Below are 17578 nucleotides of genomic sequence, written 5' to 3'. Positions count from 1 at the left end.
GGACGCTCCGGTCGCGGGCCTCCCACGAAGGAGTCCCCGTGAGGTTCGTCTGGCAGTTCCTGGCCGTCCTGGCGATGTACGCCATAGGCGGAAACGCCGTCAACGCCGTGAAGGAGAACGACTGGCTGACCCTCGGCGTCGGCCTCACGGCGGCCGCGCTGGCGGTCCTCGTCTACGCGTGGGTGGTCCGGCGGACCGAGCGCCGGCAGGCCCTGGACGTGGCCCGGGAGGGCGCCGCGGCCAAGGCCGGCTGGGGGACACTGATCGGCGCCGGGATGTTCGGCGCCGTCATCGTGAACCTCTTCTCCTCCGGCTACTACGAGGTCGACGGCCTGGGCTCGGTGGAGGGCGCCCTGGGCCTCGTCGGCTTCATGGCGGCCGCCGCCGCGATGGAGGAAGTGGTGTACCGCGGCGTCCTGTTCCGGATCGTCGAGGAACACGTCGGCACGTACGTCGCGCTGGTCCTGACCGGCGTCGTGTTCGGCCTCTCGCACCTGCTCAACGAACACGCGACCGTCTGGGGCGCCCTCGCCATCTCCATCGAGGCCGGCTTCATGCTCGCCGCCGCCTACGCCGCCACCCGCAGCCTCTGGCTCACGATCGGCGTGCACTTCGGCTGGAACTTCGCCGCGGCCGGCGTCTTCAGCACCGAGGTCTCCGGCAACGGCTCCAACCAGGGGCTGCTCGACGCCGCGACGGACGGCCCGAAGCTGATCACGGGCGGCGAGTTCGGCCCCGAGGGCAGCGTGTACGCGGTCGGATTCGGCGCGCTGCTGACCCTGGTGTTCCTGTGGCTGGCCCACCGGCGCGGCCACATCGTGGCACCCGGTGCTCGCCGCGCGGCGCGTGCCAACTCCACCGCTACACTGCCCCGATGATCGCTCGCCGAGGGATGCCCGACATGATGCCGGGGATGTCCGAGCGGTGGCGACGCCTCGACGTGACCGTCCGGGACCTGCCGCTCGGAGTGCTCCTCCTGGTCGCCTCCCTGCTGCCGGCGCTGCGGGGCAACGGCACCGAGATCGGGGGTCTGCCCACCCGCTCCGCCGACGTACTCGCCGGTGTCGCCGCCGTCCTCCAGTGTCTTCCGCTCGCCCTGCGCCGACGGTGGCCGCACCTCTGCCTCGCCCTGGTGTCGATCGGCTTCGCCCTCGACCAGATCCGCGGCTACCACCTCTTCGCCGGAACCGCGCTGCCCATCGCGCTGCTGAGCGCCGGTTCGTATCTGGAGCGGTACCGGCGCGCGACCCTCGCCCTCGCCTCCCTGGCCTTCGTCGCCCTCTCGGTCGACCTGTACCGGCGCGGACCGGGCGACCCGGTCGCCGAATTCGTCACGTTCTACCTCGCGCTGGGCCTCGCCTGGGGCATCGGCACCTGGATGCGCTCCGCCCGGGCCGCGGAGGCCGAACGGCGGGGGCGGGTCGCCGAGGACGCCCGCAACGCCGAGCGCACCCGCATCGCCCGCGAACTCCACGACGTCGTCACCCACCACGTCACGGCGATGGTCGTCCAGTCCGAGGCCGCCCGGTACCTGACCGCCGCGCCCGACCGCCTCGACCAGACGCTGGCCGCGGTCAGCGACACCGGCCGCCGCGCCATCACCGACCTGCGGCACCTGCTCGACTTGCTCAACCCGGACCACGGCACCGGGAACGCCGAGCCCAGGACACCGCCCGTCGGCCGGGTGCTCACGCTGGTGGAGCAGACCCGCCGGGCCGGTCAGCCGGTGGAGTTCACCGAGGAGGGCACACCGGCGGCCTCGACCGGCAGCGCCGACCTCGTGGCCTACCGCGTCGTCCAGGAGGCCCTGACGAACGCGCTCAAGTACGACCACGGCGGCCGGACCTCGGTCCTGGTCCACCACGGCGAAAGCGAGATCACCGTGCGGGTCGGCACGGACGGCACCGGCTCGGGCGCCGCGTCCCCCGGCGGCAGCGGGCGCGGCCTGGCCGGACTGCGCGAACGGGTCGACGTCCTCGGCGGCGACTTCAGCGCGGACCGCCCGGAGGGCGGAGGCTTCGTCGTCCAGGCCCGCATCCCCGCGAGGAGTCCGTCATGAGCGCCCCGGTCCGCGTCCTGATCTGCGACGACCAGGTGATGATCCGCGCCGGACTGGCGACGATCGTCGACGCCCAGCCCGACCTGGAGGTGGCGGGCGAGTGCGGCGACGGGCAGGCCGCCGTCGACCTGGCCGCCGAAGTACGGCCGGACGTGGTCGTCATGGACGTGCGGATGCCGGTCATGGACGGCATCGAGGCCACCCGGCGGCTGGCGGGCGCGGGGGTGGAGCATCCCGTCAAGGTCCTCGTCGTGACGACGTTCAACCTCGACGAGTACGTCTACGAGGCGCTGCGCGCGGGCGCGAGCGGGTTCCTGCTCAAGGATGCGCCGCCGGACCGCCTGCTGCACGGCATCCGGACCGTGGCGATGGGCGCGGCGCTCCTCGACCCCGACGTGACGCGCCGCCTCGTCGGCCGGTACGCCGCACGCATCCGGCCCGTCGGGGGCCCCGCCGAGGACCTCCCCCTCACGCCCCGCGAGACGGAGGTGCTGCGCCTCATCGCGGACGGCCTGTCCAACAGCGAGATCGCCGCGGCCCTGGTGATCAGCCCCGAGACGGTCAAGACCTTCGTCTCCCGCATCCTCACCAAGCTGGACCTGCGCGACCGCGTCCAGGCGGTCGTGTTCGCCTACCGCCACGGGCTGGTCACCTGACGCACGGATGCAGGCCCACCGGCCCGGGGAGTTCAGGTCCGCAGCCGGTGGCGCATCTGCGTCAGGCGCCGGTCGAAGCGCAGGTTGAACCAGGTCAGCCAGCCCATGAAGGCCACCGCGAGGGCGAGGGTCAGGCTCCCGGCGGTCGTGGAACCGGCCGCGAACCACAGGACGGACGTACCGAAGAAGATGAGGGCCAGCAAGGGAAACGCCCACTTGCGGCCCCGCCGCAGCCGCCGCTGACGCGAGTCGACCAGCGCGGCCATCTCCCGGCGCCGGTCGGGGTCCTCGGGCGGAGCGCCGCCCTTGAGGATCCGCCGCTCCATGGCGGGCACGTCCTCCGGATCGGCACCGGTGTCCCGCGCGTCGTGACGCCTGCGGCGGCGCACCAGGAACACGACCCAGACACTCATCAGGGCAGCGCTGATCACCGCCCACGGCCACGAGTCGAGCCCGTTCGCGGCCAGCCGGACCACCACGCCCACCGCCAGCGCGGCCAGGCCGATCACCGACAGCCTGTCCCGCCAGTCCCGCTCCAGGGCCCCGTCGCGTCGCTCGCGTCTCTTCATGTCCACCTCTCGGCCGGCCGGATCAGGGGGGTGACGTCACGTGTCCGTCCGGATACCCGCCCGCCGCCCCCGGACACTTCGGCGCCCGCCGAAACAACCGGCCCATAGCGTCGGGCACATGAGCGACACGCACACCGCAACCACCGCCCCCGCCCGTGCCACACCCGCCGACACCGTCACCGGCATGGTCGAGCACGTCCTCGCCCTGGCCGCCACCTGGACCCGCTGGGACGGAGAACCCGTCCACGTCGACGGGCGCGTCTACACCCCGCACAAGGCCGTCCGGCGGGTCGCCGACCACCTGGTCGACCATCTCGCCGAGATGGAGGCGCGGTTGGCGGGCCGGCCGACCCAGCCCGACCACTGGCACGCCTCCGCCACGACCACGGACGCGGACCGCGCACCCTTCACGGCGGACGACCTCGACGAGGCCCGCAGCCGCCTCACCCGGCTCGCCCGGATCTGGGCCGACCGCCTGGACGCGCTCACCCCGCGGCAGCTCGACGACTCGCCCGGCGAGGGCTGGAGCTTCCGCGAACTCGCCCGGCACCTGGGGGAGTCCGTGTACTACGCCGACGCCGTGGGTGACCTGACGTGACCGCCTTCGCCGCCCTGCACCGGCCGGGCGAGCCCCTGCTGCTGCCGTGCGCCTGGGACCACGCGTCGGCGCACGCCCTCGCCGCCCGGGGCTTTGGGGCCGTGGGCACCACCAGCCTCGGTGTCGCGGCGGCGAACGGGCTGCCCGACGGCGCGGCGGCGACCCGGGACGAGACCCTGCGGCTGGCCCTCACCCTGGGCTCCGGGCCGTTCCTGCTGACCGTGGACGCCGAGAGCGGCTTCGCCGACGACCCCGACGACGTGGGGGAGTTCGCGCGGCAACTGGCGGCGGTCGGCGCGGTCGGCATCAACCTGGAGGACGCGCTGGGCCCCGCCGACCGGCACGCCGCGAAGATCGCCGCGGTGCGGTCGGCGGCCCCGGGCCTGTTCGTCAACGCCCGTACGGACACGTACTGGTCGGGCGACGGCGACCCCGGGGAGACCGTGCGGCGCCTGGAGGCCTACCGCGAGGCCGGTGCCGACGGCGTCTTCGTCCCCGGCCTCACCGACCCCGCCCGGATCGCGGCCCTCGCCGCGCACTTCGACGTCCCGCTCAACGTCCTCCACTCACCCGCCGGCCCCACCCTCCCGCACCTCGCCGACCTCGGCGTGGCCCGCGTCAGCCTCGGCTCGCTGCTGTACCGCAGGGCCTTGGGCGCCGCCCTGGAGACGGTGGCCGACATCGCCGCGGGCCGGCCGCCGGAGGGCACGGCACCGGCGTACGAGGAGGTGACCGCGCTGAGCGGCGGCTAGTCCGCCCGGGGCCAGTTCTCCAGCGCGACGTGCAGCGCGTCCACCGCACGCTCCCAGGACGCCTGGACGGCACGCGGGGCGCCGAAGCCGCCGGTGGCCTCCAGGGCGCAGAACCCGTGGAAGGTGCTGCGCAGCAGGCGCACCGCGTCGGTCAGGTCGGGCTCGGTGAGGCCGTAGGCACGGAGCATGCCGTGGGTGATCTCGGCGGTGCGGCGCAGGGCGGGGGAGTCGGCGACGAGGGACTGGTCCATGCGGATCTGCGTCGCGGCGTAACGGCCCGGGTGCCGCAGGGCGTAGGCGCGGTAGGCGTTCGCGAACGCGGCCAGCGCGTCCTTCCCGGCCCGCCCCGCCACCGCCGCCGCGATCTCGTCGATCAGCTCGCCGCCGGCCAGCAACGCGACCCGCACGCGCAGGTCCTGGAGGTTCCTGACGTGCGTGTACAGGCTCGCGTCCTTCACCCCGAAGTGCCGGGCCAGGGCGGAGACGGTGACGCTCTCGAAGCCGCTCGCGTCGGCGAGGTCGGCGGCGGCCGCGACCACCCGGCCGGTCGTGAGGCCCACTCGGGGCATGCGCCACCTTCCTGACTCTCCGGCCTCCTCGGGACTCCTGGAGATCTCGGGCCTCATGCTAGGCCAGCGCCCGTAAACCCTGCTGCGCCCACCGCCCCCGGTCCGTAGGGTGTCGCCGACCGCGCAGGGCGAGCAGGGGGAGACGACCGGTATGCGACGGCTGACGGCGACGACGGGATGACCCGCGAGGCGCGCGACGCCGACCGGGCCGCCGGACCCCCCGCGCAGGACACCCGGCCCCTGTGGCGGCAACGGGACTTCGGGGTCTTCTGGGCCGCGCAGACCCTCTCCGTCCTCGGCGACTCCTTCGCGCTGATCGCGCTGCCCCTGCTGGTCCTGGAGGCCACCGGCTCGATCGCCCGGATGGGCCTGCTGACGGCCGTGGGCGGCGCCGCCGCGGTCCTCGCGGCCGTGTTCGCCGGGGCCGTCGTCGACCGCGTCGACCGCCGCAAGCTGCTCATCGGCTGCGACCTCGTCCGGATGGGCATGTACGGGCTGGTCCCCGTCGTCTGGCTGTTCGGCCCGCAGATCTGGCTGCTCTACGTCGTCCTGCCCCTGTGCGAGGCCGTCGGCATGCTGTTCGCCGTCGGCTACGTCACCGTCGTACGCAGCCTGGTCGGCACCGAACAGCTCACCGAGGCGAACGGACGGCTCAACGCCACCGCCGCGGCGGCCGGCGTGCTGGGCCCGCTCTGTGCCGGAGTGGTGGCCGGCTGGTCGGGACCGGCCACCGCCATCGGCGTCGACGCGGCCAGCTTCGGCGTCTCGGCCGCCTGCGTCGCCTTCGTCCGCTTCCGCCCCCGCCCCGCCGACGACGCCCCGGCCACCGGCAGGCGGCCGGGCCTCCGGCAGGACCTGCGCACCGGCATCGCCTTCCTGTACGGGCATCCGGTGCTGCGCTCGCTCACCGTGCTGCTGTGCGGGTTCAGCTTCCTCACCCTCGGCCTGAACGACCTGGTCATCTACCACCTCAAGCACGACCTGGGCCGCGACGACGGCACGGTCGGCACCGTCATGGCCATCGGCGCGCTCGGCACCATCACCGGCGCGCTGCTGGTGGCCCGCGCGCGGCGCCGGCTCGGCTTCGGCCCGACCTGGACCGGCTCGGTCGCGGTGTGCGGGCTGGCCTTCGCCGGTCTCGGCCGGGTGACCGAGGTCCCCGCGGTCGCCCTGCTGAGCGCGGCCTTCCTCGCCTGCGTGGGCATGGCGGGCACCTGCTCGATGTCCCTGCGCCAGGAGGTGACCCCGGAGCACCTGCTCGGCCGCGTCACCTCCGCCTTCTGGACCCTCCAGTACTCGGTGGCCCCCGTCGGCGCGGCCGTCCTCACCTGGGCGGCGGAGCACCACGGCACCACACCGGTCGCCCTGGCGGCGGGCGCCGGCTGCGTCCTCATCGCCACGACCGCCCTGCTCACACCGATCCGCGGGGCGGGGCGGTCCTAGGCCCCGCCCAGGATTCCGCGCACGAACGCGTTCCTGAACTTCCCCGCCGGGTCCAGGGTCTCCGCCAGCGTCCGGAAGTCGTCGAGTCGCGGGTAGCGGGCGCGCAGTTCGTCCGCCGGGGCCGTGAAGACCTTCCCCCAGTGCGGCCGGGCGGCGAAGGGGGCCAGCGCCCGCTCCAGGCCGCGCACCACCGGCAGCACCGCCGCCGTGTCCTCTACCCAGGTGAAGTGCGCCGCCACGGTGTCCCTCCCGTAGGACGGGCTCAGCCACTGCGCGTCGGCGGCCACCGTGCGTATCTCGCAGGTCTGGAGGACCGGCGCGAGGACGTCCCGGATGGCGTCCATCGCGTGCAGGGCGTCCAGGGCGTGCTCGCGCGGCATCAGGTACTCCGACTGGAGCTCGGCCCCGCTGCTGGGCACGAAGTCGGCGCGGAAGTGCGGCAGCCGCTCGTGCCACGGCCCCGGCACCCCGGACTGCTCCGTGCAGTTCACCGCGGGCATGCCCGGCACCGGATGCATCCTGTCCACGGCCGGTTCCGCGTACGGGAACGCCGGCAGCGGCTGGTCCGTGCGCCGCTTCAGCCACACCTGCCGGAAGCCCGGTGCCCGCCAGTCGGTGAAGAGGCTCACGCTGTACGCCGACGCCATCACCGTCTCGAAGGTCGCCGCGTCCAGACCCGTGAGCGGGAACTCCGTGAAGACGTGCTGCTCGACCTCGTAGGCCGGCTCCAGGTCGAGGGTGAGGGCGGTCACCACTCCGAGCGCGCCGAGTGACGTCACCGCGCCGCCGAACCGGTCGTCGCCGCGCGCGAGCACCAGCGTCGAGCCGTCCGCCGTGACCAGCTCCACCTCGCGCACCTCCGACGCCAGCGAGCCGTTGCCCACCCCGGAGCCGTGCGTGCCGGTCGCCACCGAACCGGCCACCGAGATGTGCGGCAGCGACGCCATGTTCGCCAGCGCCAGGCCCCGCGCGTGCACCCGCCGGGCCAGCTCCGCGTACCGGACGCCCCCGCCCACCCGCACCGTACGGGCCGCCGTGTCGACGTCCACCTCGGACGGCAGGTCCGCCAGCGACAGCAGGACACCGCCGTCGCCCGGCTCGGCGATCTCGTTGAAGGAGTGCCCGCTGCCCAGCACCCGCAGCCGCGCGCTGTCCGCCACCAGGGCCCGCAGCGCGGCCGGCGAGCGCGGTCGCAGCAGCTCCTTGGCCGTGTAGGTGATGTTGCCGGCCCAGTTGGTCACCGTGACGTCGCTCATACCGCGGAAACCTACCCGGCGCGCCTGGAAGGGGCCCCGGGCGGGAAGCCGCACGCGCGGGGGCATACCGTGAGAAGTCGAACGCCTGAGCCGGGAGGAGACACGGATGGGCAGCCGTACCGCGCTGGTCGAGGATCTTATGGAGCGCTTTCCGCACGTACCGCGGGAAGCCGTCTTCAAGGAGGACCTGCTCCGCGGCGGGGTGGCCTTCGACCCCTCCGCGCTGAGCGACAACGAGTCGGGTGAGGTCAAGCCGAAGTCGTACTTCATCTTCTCCTTCGACCACGGCACCCTGCCGGAGCTGGGCGAGGCCGCGCTGCGCCGCCCGCCCGAGGAGATCATCCTCACCGGCGGCCCCTACGACCTGCGCCGCACCGTCGTCTCGGTACGCGTGAACCCCTCCTCGCCCTACCGGGTCGCCTCCGACGAGCACGGCCAGCTCGGCCTCTACCTCGACGGCAAGCGCATCTCGGACGTCGGCGTGCCGCCGATGCCGGAGTACTACCGCCACAAGCTCGCCAACGGGAAGTCGGTCATGGAGGTGGCCCCGACCATCCAGTGGGGCTACCTGATCTACCTGACCGCGTTCCGGGTCTGCCAGTACTTCGGCGCCAAGGAGGAGTGCCAGTACTGCGACATCAACCACAACTGGCGCCAGCACAAGGCGGCGGGCCGCCCCTACACGGGTGTGAAGGACGTCGACGAGGTCCTCGAAGCCCTCGACATCATCAACACCTACGACACGGCCAAGACCTCCACGGCCTACACGCTCACCGGCGGCGCGATCACGTCGAAGGTCCAGGGCCTGGACGAGGCGGACTTCTACGGGCGCTACGCCAAGGCCATCGAGGAGCACTTCCCCGGCCGCTGGATCGGCAAGGTCGTCGCCCAGGCGCTGCCCAAGGACGACGTCCAGCGCTTCAAGGACTACGGCGTCCAGATCTACCACCCCAACTACGAGGTGTGGGACGAGTACCTGTTCAAGATGTACTGCCCGGGCAAGGAGCGCTACGTCGGCCGCGACGAGTGGCACAAGCGCATCCTCGACTCCGCCGACGTCTTCGGCGCGCGCAACGTGATCCCGAACTTCGTGGCGGGCGTGGAGATGGCCGAGCCCTTCGGCTTCAAGACGGTCGACGAGGCCATCGCCTCCACCACCGAGGGCCTGCGCTTCTTCATGTCGCAGGGCATCACGCCCCGCTTCACCACCTGGTGCCCCGAGCCCACCACCCCGCTGGGCAAGACCAATCCCGACGGCGCCCCGCTGGAGTACCACATCCGGCTGCTCCAGGCCTACCGGCAGACGATGGAGGAGTTCGGTCTCTCCTCGCCCCCCGGCTACGGCCCGCCCGGCGCCGGCAACGCGGTCTTCTCCGTCAGCTCCTTCATGGACAGCCTGCCGGAGGACGCGCCCGTCGAGGTGTGAAGCGAGCAATAGCGCGCAACTTCTGCGCGTTATTGCCTGTGTGTGCGGCGCGTACCAGAGTGGACTGACCGACGCACCGCACGCACAGGAGAACGCCCATGCCCGATCCCAGCCCCGGCGCCCCACGGGCGCACGACGCCCTGGAGGCATCCCGGCAGCTCGTCGCGCGGCGCAAAGGGGTCCCGATGGTGGTCTCCCTGCGCGGCGCCCGGCCGGCGGCCACGCCGGTGACGAGCGGCGCGGACGCCCGCCTCGCCGGCCTCTTCGAGACCTTCCACCGGGAGCTGCACCCCGGCGGCGCCGACGACGAGACCGCGCTCGTCGAGACCCTCCAGGCCGTCGCGTACGACCGCCTCCTCGGCGGCGAGCGCGGCCCGCACACCTCCTCGGCGGCCACGTCGGCCCCGCTCCCCGGCCCCGCCGCGATCGGCTACGACGCCACCCTCTGCGACCTGCGCGCCGGCCGCTTCCTGCGGGTGATGAACTACCACAACACCCCGCCGGGCATGCGGGACGAACTGGTCGCCGAACTGACCGCGCTGGCCCGGGACTACGCCATCGTCACCCCCGGCGACCTGGACCGCTTCATGCGCACCGGCGAGTGGCACCAGGACCGGCCCGCCCTCCTCGTCGCGATCTACGAGGGATACCGCGACAACTACGACGTGGCCGCCGCCGCGTGCGAGGAGGCCGGCGTCACCGGCTGGTTCTTCGTCTGCACCGCCTTCATGGACACCCCCGCCGACCGGCAGTACGACTTCGCCCTGGCCCACCGGATCAAGCTGGTCGACGAGAACCCGCGCGGTGAGCGCATCGCCATGACCTGGGACGAGGTGGCGGACCTGCACCGCAGGGGGCACGTGGTCACCCCGCACACCGCCTCCCACGAACTGGCGGAGCGCGTCGTGACGGAGGAGGACGTGCACCGCGAGGTGGTGGAGCCCAAGCGGCTGATCGACGCGGCCACCGGCGGCGACGCCGTCTGCACCGCCTGGCTGGCCGGCACCCACTGGACCGGGCGGGGCACCGCCGACCGCGCCCTCGTGGACGCCGGGTACCGGTATCTCTTCAGCAACACGATGGTGCAGCGGCTGCCGGACCCACGGGACTGACCCGCCCTACGGCGAGGGGGCCGGGCGCGTCCGATCGCGCCCGGCCCCTTTCCGTACCGCCCGACGGGTCAGCCGAGGTACTGCACCATCGTGTTGCTGAACTGGTAGCGGTACCCCGCCTCCCGGACGGCCGCGTCCACCCTGGGGTTCCGGCCGAACGGCGTGCCCCACAGGAAGGCGGTGCAGGCCGCGTCCTGGCCGGTGACCTCGTCCATCCGCCGCTTGGGCTCCAGGACCTCGTACCGGATCGCCTCGTCGGTCTCCAGGGAGGCGGCGCTCGCGTGGCTCGCGGTGTGCGGGGTGACGACGTGGCGCGTGCTCAGGTCCGCCACCTGGTCCCAGGTCATGGCGAGCCGGTCGCCCGCGCGGTCCTCGGGGACCAGGTCGATGTTGTGGGCGTTGGCGTAGTCGAACTGCTCGGCCACCGGCACGTCGAGGAAGGCCGTGCAGACGAAGAACCAGCCGGTCAGTCCCGCCTCCTCGGCGAGCGGCGCGGCCACCTCGGCGTTGTTGCGGTACCCCTCGTAGAAGACCGGGATGATGCCGGGGCGGGACTTGTGCCACCGCCCGGTGGTGCGGAACGCGTCCAGGTCCTCCAGCGTCACCGGGTCGAACCGCTCGGCGAGGGAGTGGAGTTCGGCCCGGACCTTCTCCGTGTCGGCCTCCGGCGTGTTGTGGTAGTTCACCACCCGCAGGAACCGGCCCTCCTGGAAGGCGCGTTCGTGCGCGGTGAAGCTCGCGCCCGGGATGTCGGCGTGCTGGGTCATCGCTGCTCCTCGGTGTTCTGCGCGGCGGCCGGAGCCTGGGGGGTGAAGTGGGAGACGGCCATGACCTGGAGGACGTCGATCAGCGCGGGCTCCGCGTCGTCCGCGCACTCCGGCGAGAGCGCGGAGCGGTAGTGACCGAGGAGGGAGGCCAGCCCGGCGCCCTCGGCGCGCACCGACTCCTCGGCCGCCGGCCGCGCCTCGACGCTCTGCAGGGCCAGGAACATGGGGATGCCCTCGCGTTCGAGGGCGCGTTCACCGGCGTCGGTCAGCACCTGGCGCGGGTCGGCGACCGGCTCGGGACCGGTGGGGGCGGAGGGCATGGGCGAGCCTTTCTCGACGGGCCCGGCGGCGGCCGGGGACGCGGGGGCGAGGAGACGCAGTTGGGCGGCGGCCGCTTCGGACGCGGCCTCCCGGCCGGCGGCCAGGTAGCGGCGGGGGTCGACACGGTCGGTGGCGGCGAGCGCCTCCCGGACGGCGGCGGTGAACGCGGTGTTGAGGTGCGTACCGAAGTTGATCTTCCGCATGCCGTTGCGGACGGCCTCGCGGAGTTCGGCCTCGGGCACGCCCGACGACCCGTGCAGCACCAGGGGGACGTCCACCGCGTCCCGCAGGCGGGCGATCAGGTCCTGGTCGAGGCGGGCGGTGCGGGTGGTCATGGCGTGCGAACTGCCGACCGCGACGGCCAGCGCGTCCACACCGGTGGCGGCCACGTAGGCGGCGGCCTCGGCCGGGTCGGTACGGGCGGTGGCGGCGTGCACACCGTCCTTGCCGCCGATCTCGCCCAGCTCCGCCTCCACCCACACGCCCCGGGCGTGCAGGCGTGCGGTCACCTCGGCGGTGACCCGCACGTTCTCGTCGTGCGGGAGCCGGGAGGCGTCGAACATCACCGACGTGCACCCGAGGTCCGGGGCCGCGCAGGCCAGTTCGGGGTCCTCGATGTGGTCGAGGTGCAGGGACAGGGGGACACGGCAGCGCCGGGCCACCGCGGCGCAGGCGGCGACGATCACCGCCGGGTCGTCACCGTGGTAACGCACCGCGTTGTGGCTGACGGCGAGGATGGCGGGCAGGCCGGTGCGCTCACAGGCGGCGGCGATCGCCTGGGCGTGCTCCAGCGTGATCACGTTGAAGGCCAGGGCCGCCGTGTCGGAACGGATCGCCAGGTCGACGACGTGGGAGGTGGCTGTCAGAGGCATGGCTTGTGGCTTCTCTTCGGTCTCTCGCATGGGGGCGGGCCGCGTACGGCGGACCGCCGTCGGTGATCAGGCGTGCAGGACGCGTCCGCCGCCGGCCGCGAGGGCGGCGGGTACGGGGTGATGGGGCGGGGCGTCGGTGACCAGCGTGCCGACCCGCGCCAGCGGGGCCAGCCGGACCGGTCCCCGGCGGCCGAGCTTCGACTCGTCGGCGAGCACCACGATGTCGTGCCCGGCGCTCAGCAGCGCCCGGTCCGTCTGCGCCTCGTCGACATGCGCACCGGTCAGACCCGCCTCGGCGTGCAGGCCGTACGCGCTGCTGAAGACCTGGTCTATTTGCAGCTCGCTCAGCGCCAGCTCCGCCAGGTGACCCAGCAGGGACTGCTCGCGGTGGCGCAGCACGCCGCCGAGGACGATCACGTCGGTCGACGAACTGGCGGCGAGGATCTGGGCGATGGGCAGGGCGTTGGTGACGACGGTCAGCCCCCGGCGCTCGGTGAGCCGACCTGCCAGCGCCTCCGTGGTGGTCCCGCCGCTGATCAGGATGGTGCTGCGGTCCTGGATCAGGGACAGCGCGGTGTCCGCGATACGCCGCTTCTGCTCGGGCTGTTCGGCCGCGCGGACCGGCTGGTCGGGCTCCACGGAGTCGGCGAGGGCGGTGGCCCCGCCGTGCACCCGGCGCAGCAGCCCCTGGAGTTCCAGGTCCCGCAGGTCCCGCCGGACGGTGGAGGGGCTGATGCGCAGCAGCCGGGACAGCTCGACGACGTTCACCGCGCCCCGGCTGCGCAGCCGGTCCAGGACGGCGTGATGGCGCTGGGGGGCGAGGAGGAAGTCAGTAGCCACGGCCGCGGTCCACCAGGTTGAGCAGGTCCGAACCGCTCAGGTGCCGCTCGATGTTCTCGCCGACCAGCCGCAGCACCTGCTCCTCGTAGTCCGGCGCGAAGCCCGCCACGTGCGGGGTCAGCAGGACGCCCGGCTCGGTCCACCAGGGGCTGTCGGCGCCGAGCGGCTCCTCGTCGAAGACGTCGAGCGCGGCCCCGGCCACGTGCCCCGAGCGCAGCGCGCGCAGCAGCGCCTCCTCGTCGACGATGCCGCCGCGCGCCACGTTGACGACCATCGCGCCCTCCTTGAGCGCGGCCAGGGCGCCGGCGTCGACCATGCCCGCGGTCTCCTCGGTGAGCGGGCAGGTGACCACCAGGTAGTCGCAGCGGGCGAGGAAGTCGTGCAGCCGGTCGGGGGTGTAGATCTCGGCGTCCGCCTCGTCCCGGGCGGCGGCGCCGAAGAAGGCACCGGAACGGGCCGCCCGGCCGCGCTTGAGGCCGAGGACCTCCATGTGGTGGGCGCGGGCGAGCCGGCCGATCTCCTGCCCGATCCGCCCGTACCCGATGACGCCGAGGGTGGCGCCGCGCAGGGAGCGCGGCATCAGGGTGTTCCACCGCTCGCTCAGGGACGGCCAGACCCCGGACCGCTGGACGGCCACCGCGCGTGGCAGCCGGTGCGCGAGACCGAGGACCATCATCATCACGTACTCGGCCATCGGCACCGGTGAGATGCCGCCGATGGAGGTGATGGGGACCGGCAGCTCCCAGGCGGGGGTGCCCTTGAGGTGGTCCGCGCCCGAGGTGTCCAGCTGGATCCACTCCAGCGCCGGTGCCTGGCCGGGGCCGGGGAAGACCCCGCCGGTGTGCAGGACGCGGGTGCGCCGCCACACCTCGTCGGGGACGTCGGCGGCCTTCTCGGCCGTTATCTGGGTGATCTCCAGACCCGGGACGCGCTCGCGCAGCCGGTCGAGCCAGGCGTCGGAGAAGGACAGGGTGCTGAGGTAGTGGGTCATTACTTGATTCCCGATCGTGCGAAACCCTGGACGAAGTACTTCTGGAAGCACAGGAAGATGACGACCATGGGCAGGACGGACAGCAGCGCGAGCGCCATGATCGCGCCGTAGTTGGCGGTGTACTCGCCGTTCACGAACTGCATGCCGACGGAGAGCGTGTAGAGCCGCGAGTCCTTGAGGACGGTCAGCGGCCAGGCGAAGTCGTTCCACTGGTACAGGAACGTCAGCAGCGACAGCACGGCGACCAGCGGCTTGCACAGCGGCAGCACCACGGTCACGAAGGTGCGTATCTGGCCGGCGCCGTCCATGCGGGCGGCCTCGAGGATCTCGTCGGGGATGCCCAGCATGAACTGGCGGGCGAGGAAGATGCCGAAGGCGGTGGAGGAGGCGGGCAGGATGACGGCCCAGAAGCTGCCGAACAGGCCCATGCCGCTGACGAGTTTGAACTGCGGCACCATCAGGACCTGCACGGGCACCGTCATGGTGCTCAGCAGCAGCAGGAAGACCAGGCTGCGGCCCCGGAAGCGCATCTTGGCGAAGACGTAGCCGGCCAGCAGGTTGACCGTGACGGTGACCGCGACCACGCAGCACGTGATCACCGTGGAGTTCATCGCCCAGGTCCACACCGGGAAGGCGAAGACGGTGCGGAAGTTCTCCAGGGTGAGGTCGCTCGGCCACCAGTGGAGGCTGGTGGTGTGCAGATCGGACAGCGGCGAGAAGGCGGTCAGCAGCATCCAGTACAGCGGGAGCGCCATGGCCAGCCCCGCGAGCGCCGCCGCCGCGACCCGCAGGTACTTCAGGCGCTTGGCGCGCCGCTGCCGGGCGCCCGGGCGGGTGTCCGGACCGGGGAGTTGCGTCGAGATCGTGGACATCGGGGGTCCTTCGGGACGGAACGGGGGAACGGGGAGCCGGGGGAGGGGTCAGCCGACCGTGTCCCGGTTGCGGCTGAAGCGCCACTGGAGCGCGGTGAAGGCCATGACCAGCAGGTAGAGCACGATGCCGATCGCCGCCGCGTAGCCCTGCTGGCGGCCCTCGAAGCCGTTGCGGTACGCGTACGTGATCATGACGTCGGTGGCGTGGCCGGGTCCGCCGAGCGTCATCACGAAGACGGTGTCGAAGACCTGGAACGAGTAGATGACGTTCATGATCAGCAGGAAGAAGGTGGACGGCCCGAGCATCGGCACGGTGATGTTGCGTACCTGCTGCCACCAGCCCGCGCCCTCCACCCGCGCCGCCTCGTACAGCTCGGGCGAGATGCCCTGGAGTCCGGCCAGGTAGATGACCATGTTGAAGCCGACCCGCATCCACAGCGTGATGAGGACGACCGACCCCATGGCCGCGGTGCCGTCGGTCTGCCAGGGCAGCGCGTCGATCCCCACCGTGCCGATCAGCTTGTTCAGCAGGCCGATGTTCTCGTCGAACATCAGGGTGCCGATCAGGGCCGTGGCGACCCCGGAGATGACCATCGGCAGGTAGACGAGGGTGCGCCACAGCGGTCGGGCCGGCATCACCGAGTTGAACAGCAGCGCCAGACCGAGGCCCATCGCCATCTCGACGGGCACCGTCGCCACGCAGAACACGGCGGTGTTGGCCACGGTCCGCCAGAAGACGGGGTCACCCATGAGCTGCCGGTAGTTGGCCAGCCCGGCCCAGGTCGGGGAGGTCAGCCCGGTGCTGTACTGGAAGCTCAGCACCAGGGCCATGACCAGGGGCACCAGGAGGAAGACGGTGACCAGGGTCAGGTTGGGGGCGAGCATCGTCCAGGCGGCGACGGTCTCGCGCACCCGGGCGGCGGACCTGGTCCGGCGCCGGCCCGGGGGCGGGGCGGGTTTCGCGGCCGGTGACGTGCGGGCGGGTGAGGTGACGGTGGCCATGGCAGCTCCGTGGCGGGAGGAAGAGGAGGAGTTCACTGGGCGGCGATGGCCGCGCGGGTGGCGTCGGCGATCTTCTGGAGGGTCGCCTCGGCCGACTGGCCGCTGACGAAGGCGGCCTCCAGCTCGTCCTGGAGCGCGGCGTTGATCCGGCCGAAGTAGGGCACGGCGACCTCGCCGGTCATGGCCGGGGTCAGGGTCGTGGCCTGATCGGCGAAGACGGGCATCAGGTCGGGCCGTTCCGCGTAGTCCAGGCGGCTCTGGAGCAGGGCCGGCCGGGTGGGCAGGACCACGGTCTCCTCGCAGTAGCGCCGCATGATCTCCTCGCTCACCAGGAACTTGAGGAAGTCGGCGGCCAGTTCGGGGTTCTCGGTGGTGCGGGTGGCCACCACGGCGTTGCCGCCGAGGTCGGTGGCGGCCGTCCGGTCGCGCGGCTGGTAGGTGACGCCGTACAGGTCCGGGTCCAGGCCGCCCGCGACGATCTGCGGCAGCAGGAAGTCACCGGCGAAGGCCATCGCCGTGGTACCGGCGTTGAAGAGGGAGTCGGGGTAGGACGCCGTCTTGACCGAGCTGTTGGGCGGGACCCAGCCCTGGCGGAAGAAGTCCTGGGTGAAGCGCATGGCCCGCAGTCCGGCGGCCGATTCGAGGGCCGGAGCGCTCAGATCGCGGGTGAGCAGATGACCGCCCGCCGCCCACAGCCAGGTCAGCCAGCGGAACGCGCCCGCCTGCTGCCACCCGTAGGTGAAGGGGTAGACGTGATCGAGCTTCTTGCTCAGTCTTGCGCATATCTCGCCGAACTCGTCCCAGGTCCAGGCGTCTTCGAGTCGCCGGGGCACCTCGGTGATGCCCGCGCGCTCGAACATGTCCTTGCGGTAGAGGACGGCGGTGGTGTCGGTGTGGTGCGGGACCGCGTACGGGCGGCCGTCGTGGCAGACCGCCTCCCACAGCGCGGGCAGGAACGACTTGCGCTCCGCCTCGCTGAAGTACGGTGACAGGTCGAGGAGTTGGTCGCTCGCGCTGTACATGCCGAGGTTGGCGTAGTCGCAGCGGAACAGGTCGGGGGCGCGGCCGCCCGCGAGCAGGGCGTCCATGTTGGTGTACATCTGCTGGTACGGCTCGACCTTGATGTGCACCCGGATGCCCCGGTTGCGCTGTTCGTAGGTCCGGGCCAGTGACCGGAACGACGCGGTCTCCGCCTCGGTTCCCCAGAGCGCGAAGGTCAGCGTGTCCGCTCCCGCGCTGCCGGTGTTGGAGGGCGTGAAGCCCGAGCGACGCGCGAAACCGACCGCTCCGGCTCCGGCCACGGCTGCGCCGAGCAGCGCGCGCCTGGTGACGGACATGCGGCAACCTCCAGATGTCAAGGGCGGGTTCCGGCCTGGTCCGCGGCCGGCGATGACTGCTTTCTATCCCCCTCACCAAGAGCAGTCAATAACAAGCAAGTCATGCTTTCTTTTGCTCATTTTCCCTTGACGCTGT

The 17578-nt window shown here is 72.5% G+C and carries 17 protein-coding genes and 1 pseudogene; 8 read left to right on the top strand and 10 right to left on the bottom strand.

Translation table 11 applies throughout. The annotated features are described in order from the left end of the window. The first annotated feature begins 38 nt into the window (after positions 1-38). The 3 genes from ACZ67M_RS09210 to ACZ67M_RS09200 are packed head-to-tail and all read left to right on the top strand — an operon-like array spanning position 39 to position 2715. The gene (locus ACZ67M_RS09210) at positions 39-878 is read left to right on the top strand and encodes a lysostaphin resistance A-like protein (RefSeq protein WP_469850242.1); all 840 of its coding nucleotides are present in this window, start codon (positions 39-41) and stop codon (positions 876-878) included. After that, positions 875-2059, top strand: a complete 1185-nt coding sequence (locus ACZ67M_RS09205) for a sensor histidine kinase (protein WP_469850240.1) — start codon at positions 875-877, stop codon at positions 2057-2059. The genes ACZ67M_RS09210 and ACZ67M_RS09205 overlap by 4 nt, the downstream gene beginning before the upstream one ends. After that, entirely contained in the window at positions 2056-2715 is a 660-nt protein-coding gene (locus ACZ67M_RS09200) for a response regulator transcription factor (protein ID WP_355824963.1), read from the top strand. The genes ACZ67M_RS09205 and ACZ67M_RS09200 overlap by 4 nt, the downstream gene beginning before the upstream one ends. A gap of 32 nt (positions 2716-2747) precedes the next feature. Here ACZ67M_RS09200 and ACZ67M_RS09195 read toward each other — a convergent pair whose 3' ends face one another. Next, on the bottom strand, positions 2748-3284 hold the full coding sequence (locus ACZ67M_RS09195) for a hypothetical protein (RefSeq protein ID WP_385794068.1): 537 nt from the start codon (positions 3282-3284) through the stop codon (positions 2748-2750). A gap of 118 nt (positions 3285-3402) precedes the next feature. On the opposite strand from ACZ67M_RS09195, the gene ACZ67M_RS09190 reads away from it, so the two are divergent. Both ACZ67M_RS09190 and ACZ67M_RS09185 read left to right on the top strand, forming a co-directional pair. Continuing rightward, positions 3403-3882 carry a hypothetical protein gene (locus tag ACZ67M_RS09190; RefSeq protein WP_469850238.1) on the top strand — a complete coding sequence of 160 codons (480 nt, stop codon included), beginning with the start codon at positions 3403-3405 and terminating at the stop codon, positions 3880-3882. Further along, a complete protein-coding gene (locus tag ACZ67M_RS09185) occupies positions 3879-4634 on the top strand; it encodes an isocitrate lyase/PEP mutase family protein (protein WP_469850236.1) in 756 nt (251 codons plus the stop codon). Before ACZ67M_RS09190 ends, ACZ67M_RS09185 begins: the two co-directional genes overlap by 4 nt. On the opposite strand, the gene ACZ67M_RS09180 is transcribed toward ACZ67M_RS09185, so the two are convergent. Next, complete coding sequence (locus ACZ67M_RS09180) at positions 4631-5203, bottom strand: TetR-like C-terminal domain-containing protein (RefSeq protein ID WP_361363866.1); 573 nt, start codon at positions 5201-5203, stop codon at positions 4631-4633. The genes ACZ67M_RS09185 and ACZ67M_RS09180 overlap by 4 nt on opposite strands. 177 nt (positions 5204-5380) lie before the next feature. On the opposite strand from ACZ67M_RS09180, the gene ACZ67M_RS09175 reads away from it, so the two are divergent. Then, positions 5381-6646, top strand: coding sequence for an MFS transporter (locus tag ACZ67M_RS09175; RefSeq protein ID WP_469850234.1), 1266 nt, complete (start codon positions 5381-5383; stop codon positions 6644-6646). Here ACZ67M_RS09175 and ACZ67M_RS09170 read toward each other — a convergent pair. Next, complete coding sequence (locus tag ACZ67M_RS09170; RefSeq protein WP_469850233.1) at positions 6643-7902, bottom strand: FAD-binding protein; 1260 nt, start codon at positions 7900-7902, stop codon at positions 6643-6645. The genes ACZ67M_RS09175 and ACZ67M_RS09170 overlap by 4 nt on opposite strands. Positions 7903-8008: 106 nt before the next feature. Between ACZ67M_RS09170 and ACZ67M_RS09165 the strand changes: the two genes are divergently transcribed. Further along, positions 8009-9328, top strand: coding sequence for a radical SAM protein (locus tag ACZ67M_RS09165; protein ID WP_122618221.1), 1320 nt, complete (start codon positions 8009-8011; stop codon positions 9326-9328). Between the two features lie 98 nt (positions 9329-9426). After that, a complete protein-coding gene (locus ACZ67M_RS09160; RefSeq protein ID WP_469850231.1) occupies positions 9427-10440 on the top strand; it encodes a polysaccharide deacetylase family protein in 1014 nt (337 codons plus the stop codon). A 68-nt stretch (positions 10441-10508) separates the two neighbouring features. On the opposite strand, the gene ACZ67M_RS09155 is transcribed toward ACZ67M_RS09160, so the two are convergent. From ACZ67M_RS09155 to ACZ67M_RS09125, 7 genes and pseudogenes are all read right to left on the bottom strand, one after another. Continuing rightward, positions 10509-11207: a polysaccharide deacetylase family protein gene (locus ACZ67M_RS09155; RefSeq protein WP_469850229.1), complete on the bottom strand. Its 699-nt coding sequence runs from the start codon at positions 11205-11207 to the stop codon at positions 10509-10511. Between the two features lie 368 nt (positions 11208-11575). Then, positions 11576-12400 (bottom strand): annotated as a pseudogene (locus ACZ67M_RS09150) (class II fructose-bisphosphate aldolase); the annotation flags it as partial. 66 nt (positions 12401-12466) lie between these two features. Continuing rightward, positions 12467-13240: a DeoR/GlpR family DNA-binding transcription regulator gene (locus ACZ67M_RS09145; RefSeq protein ID WP_392101062.1), complete on the bottom strand. Its 774-nt coding sequence runs from the start codon at positions 13238-13240 to the stop codon at positions 12467-12469. Continuing rightward, positions 13230-14231, bottom strand: a complete 1002-nt coding sequence (locus tag ACZ67M_RS09140; RefSeq protein ID WP_469850227.1) for a D-2-hydroxyacid dehydrogenase — start codon at positions 14229-14231, stop codon at positions 13230-13232. The genes ACZ67M_RS09145 and ACZ67M_RS09140 overlap by 11 nt, the downstream gene beginning before the upstream one ends. Next, positions 14231-15103 carry a carbohydrate ABC transporter permease gene (locus ACZ67M_RS09135; RefSeq protein WP_122618215.1) on the bottom strand — a complete coding sequence of 291 codons (873 nt, stop codon included), beginning with the start codon at positions 15101-15103 and terminating at the stop codon, positions 14231-14233. The genes ACZ67M_RS09140 and ACZ67M_RS09135 overlap by 1 nt, the downstream gene beginning before the upstream one ends. A 48-nt stretch (positions 15104-15151) precedes the next feature. Further along, positions 15152-16105 carry a carbohydrate ABC transporter permease gene (locus tag ACZ67M_RS09130; RefSeq protein ID WP_392012110.1) on the bottom strand — a complete coding sequence of 318 codons (954 nt, stop codon included), beginning with the start codon at positions 16103-16105 and terminating at the stop codon, positions 15152-15154. A 32-nt stretch (positions 16106-16137) separates the two neighbouring features. Then, entirely contained in the window at positions 16138-17442 is a 1305-nt protein-coding gene (locus tag ACZ67M_RS09125) for an ABC transporter substrate-binding protein (RefSeq protein WP_361363845.1), read from the bottom strand. Positions 17443-17578: the final 136 nt, after the last annotated feature.

The sequence above is a fragment of the Streptomyces sp. NPDC107500 genome (assembly GCF_055582785.1).
Note: the sequence above shows the minus strand (reverse complement) of the source record. Positions and strands in the feature narration are given on the sequence as shown.

Excerpts from the sequence above, each read along its gene's own strand:
- ACZ67M_RS09195 (WP_385794068.1), bottom strand. The coding sequence starts at position 3,284 with ATGAAGAGACGCGAGCGACGCGACGGGGCCCTGGAGCGGGACTGGCGG.
- ACZ67M_RS09170 (WP_469850233.1), bottom strand. The coding sequence starts at position 7,902 with ATGAGCGACGTCACGGTGACCAACTGGGCCGGCAACATCACCTACACG.
- ACZ67M_RS09130 (WP_392012110.1), bottom strand. The coding sequence starts at position 16,105 with ATGGCCACCGTCACCTCACCCGCCCGCACGTCACCGGCCGCGAAACCC.
- ACZ67M_RS09205 (WP_469850240.1), top strand. The coding sequence starts at position 875 with ATGATCGCTCGCCGAGGGATGCCCGACATGATGCCGGGGATGTCCGAG.
- ACZ67M_RS09135 (WP_122618215.1), bottom strand. The coding sequence starts at position 15,103 with ATGTCCACGATCTCGACGCAACTCCCCGGTCCGGACACCCGCCCGGGC.
- ACZ67M_RS09140 (WP_469850227.1), bottom strand. The coding sequence starts at position 14,231 with ATGACCCACTACCTCAGCACCCTGTCCTTCTCCGACGCCTGGCTCGAC.
- ACZ67M_RS09175 (WP_469850234.1), top strand. The coding sequence starts at position 5,381 with ATGACCCGCGAGGCGCGCGACGCCGACCGGGCCGCCGGACCCCCCGCG.
- ACZ67M_RS09160 (WP_469850231.1), top strand. The coding sequence starts at position 9,427 with ATGCCCGATCCCAGCCCCGGCGCCCCACGGGCGCACGACGCCCTGGAG.
- ACZ67M_RS09190 (WP_469850238.1), top strand. The coding sequence starts at position 3,403 with ATGAGCGACACGCACACCGCAACCACCGCCCCCGCCCGTGCCACACCC.
- ACZ67M_RS09180 (WP_361363866.1), bottom strand. The coding sequence starts at position 5,203 with ATGCCCCGAGTGGGCCTCACGACCGGCCGGGTGGTCGCGGCCGCCGCC.
- ACZ67M_RS09125 (WP_361363845.1), bottom strand. The coding sequence starts at position 17,442 with ATGTCCGTCACCAGGCGCGCGCTGCTCGGCGCAGCCGTGGCCGGAGCC.
- ACZ67M_RS09155 (WP_469850229.1), bottom strand. The coding sequence starts at position 11,207 with ATGACCCAGCACGCCGACATCCCGGGCGCGAGCTTCACCGCGCACGAA.
- ACZ67M_RS09200 (WP_355824963.1), top strand. The coding sequence starts at position 2,056 with ATGAGCGCCCCGGTCCGCGTCCTGATCTGCGACGACCAGGTGATGATC.
- ACZ67M_RS09165 (WP_122618221.1), top strand. The coding sequence starts at position 8,009 with ATGGGCAGCCGTACCGCGCTGGTCGAGGATCTTATGGAGCGCTTTCCG.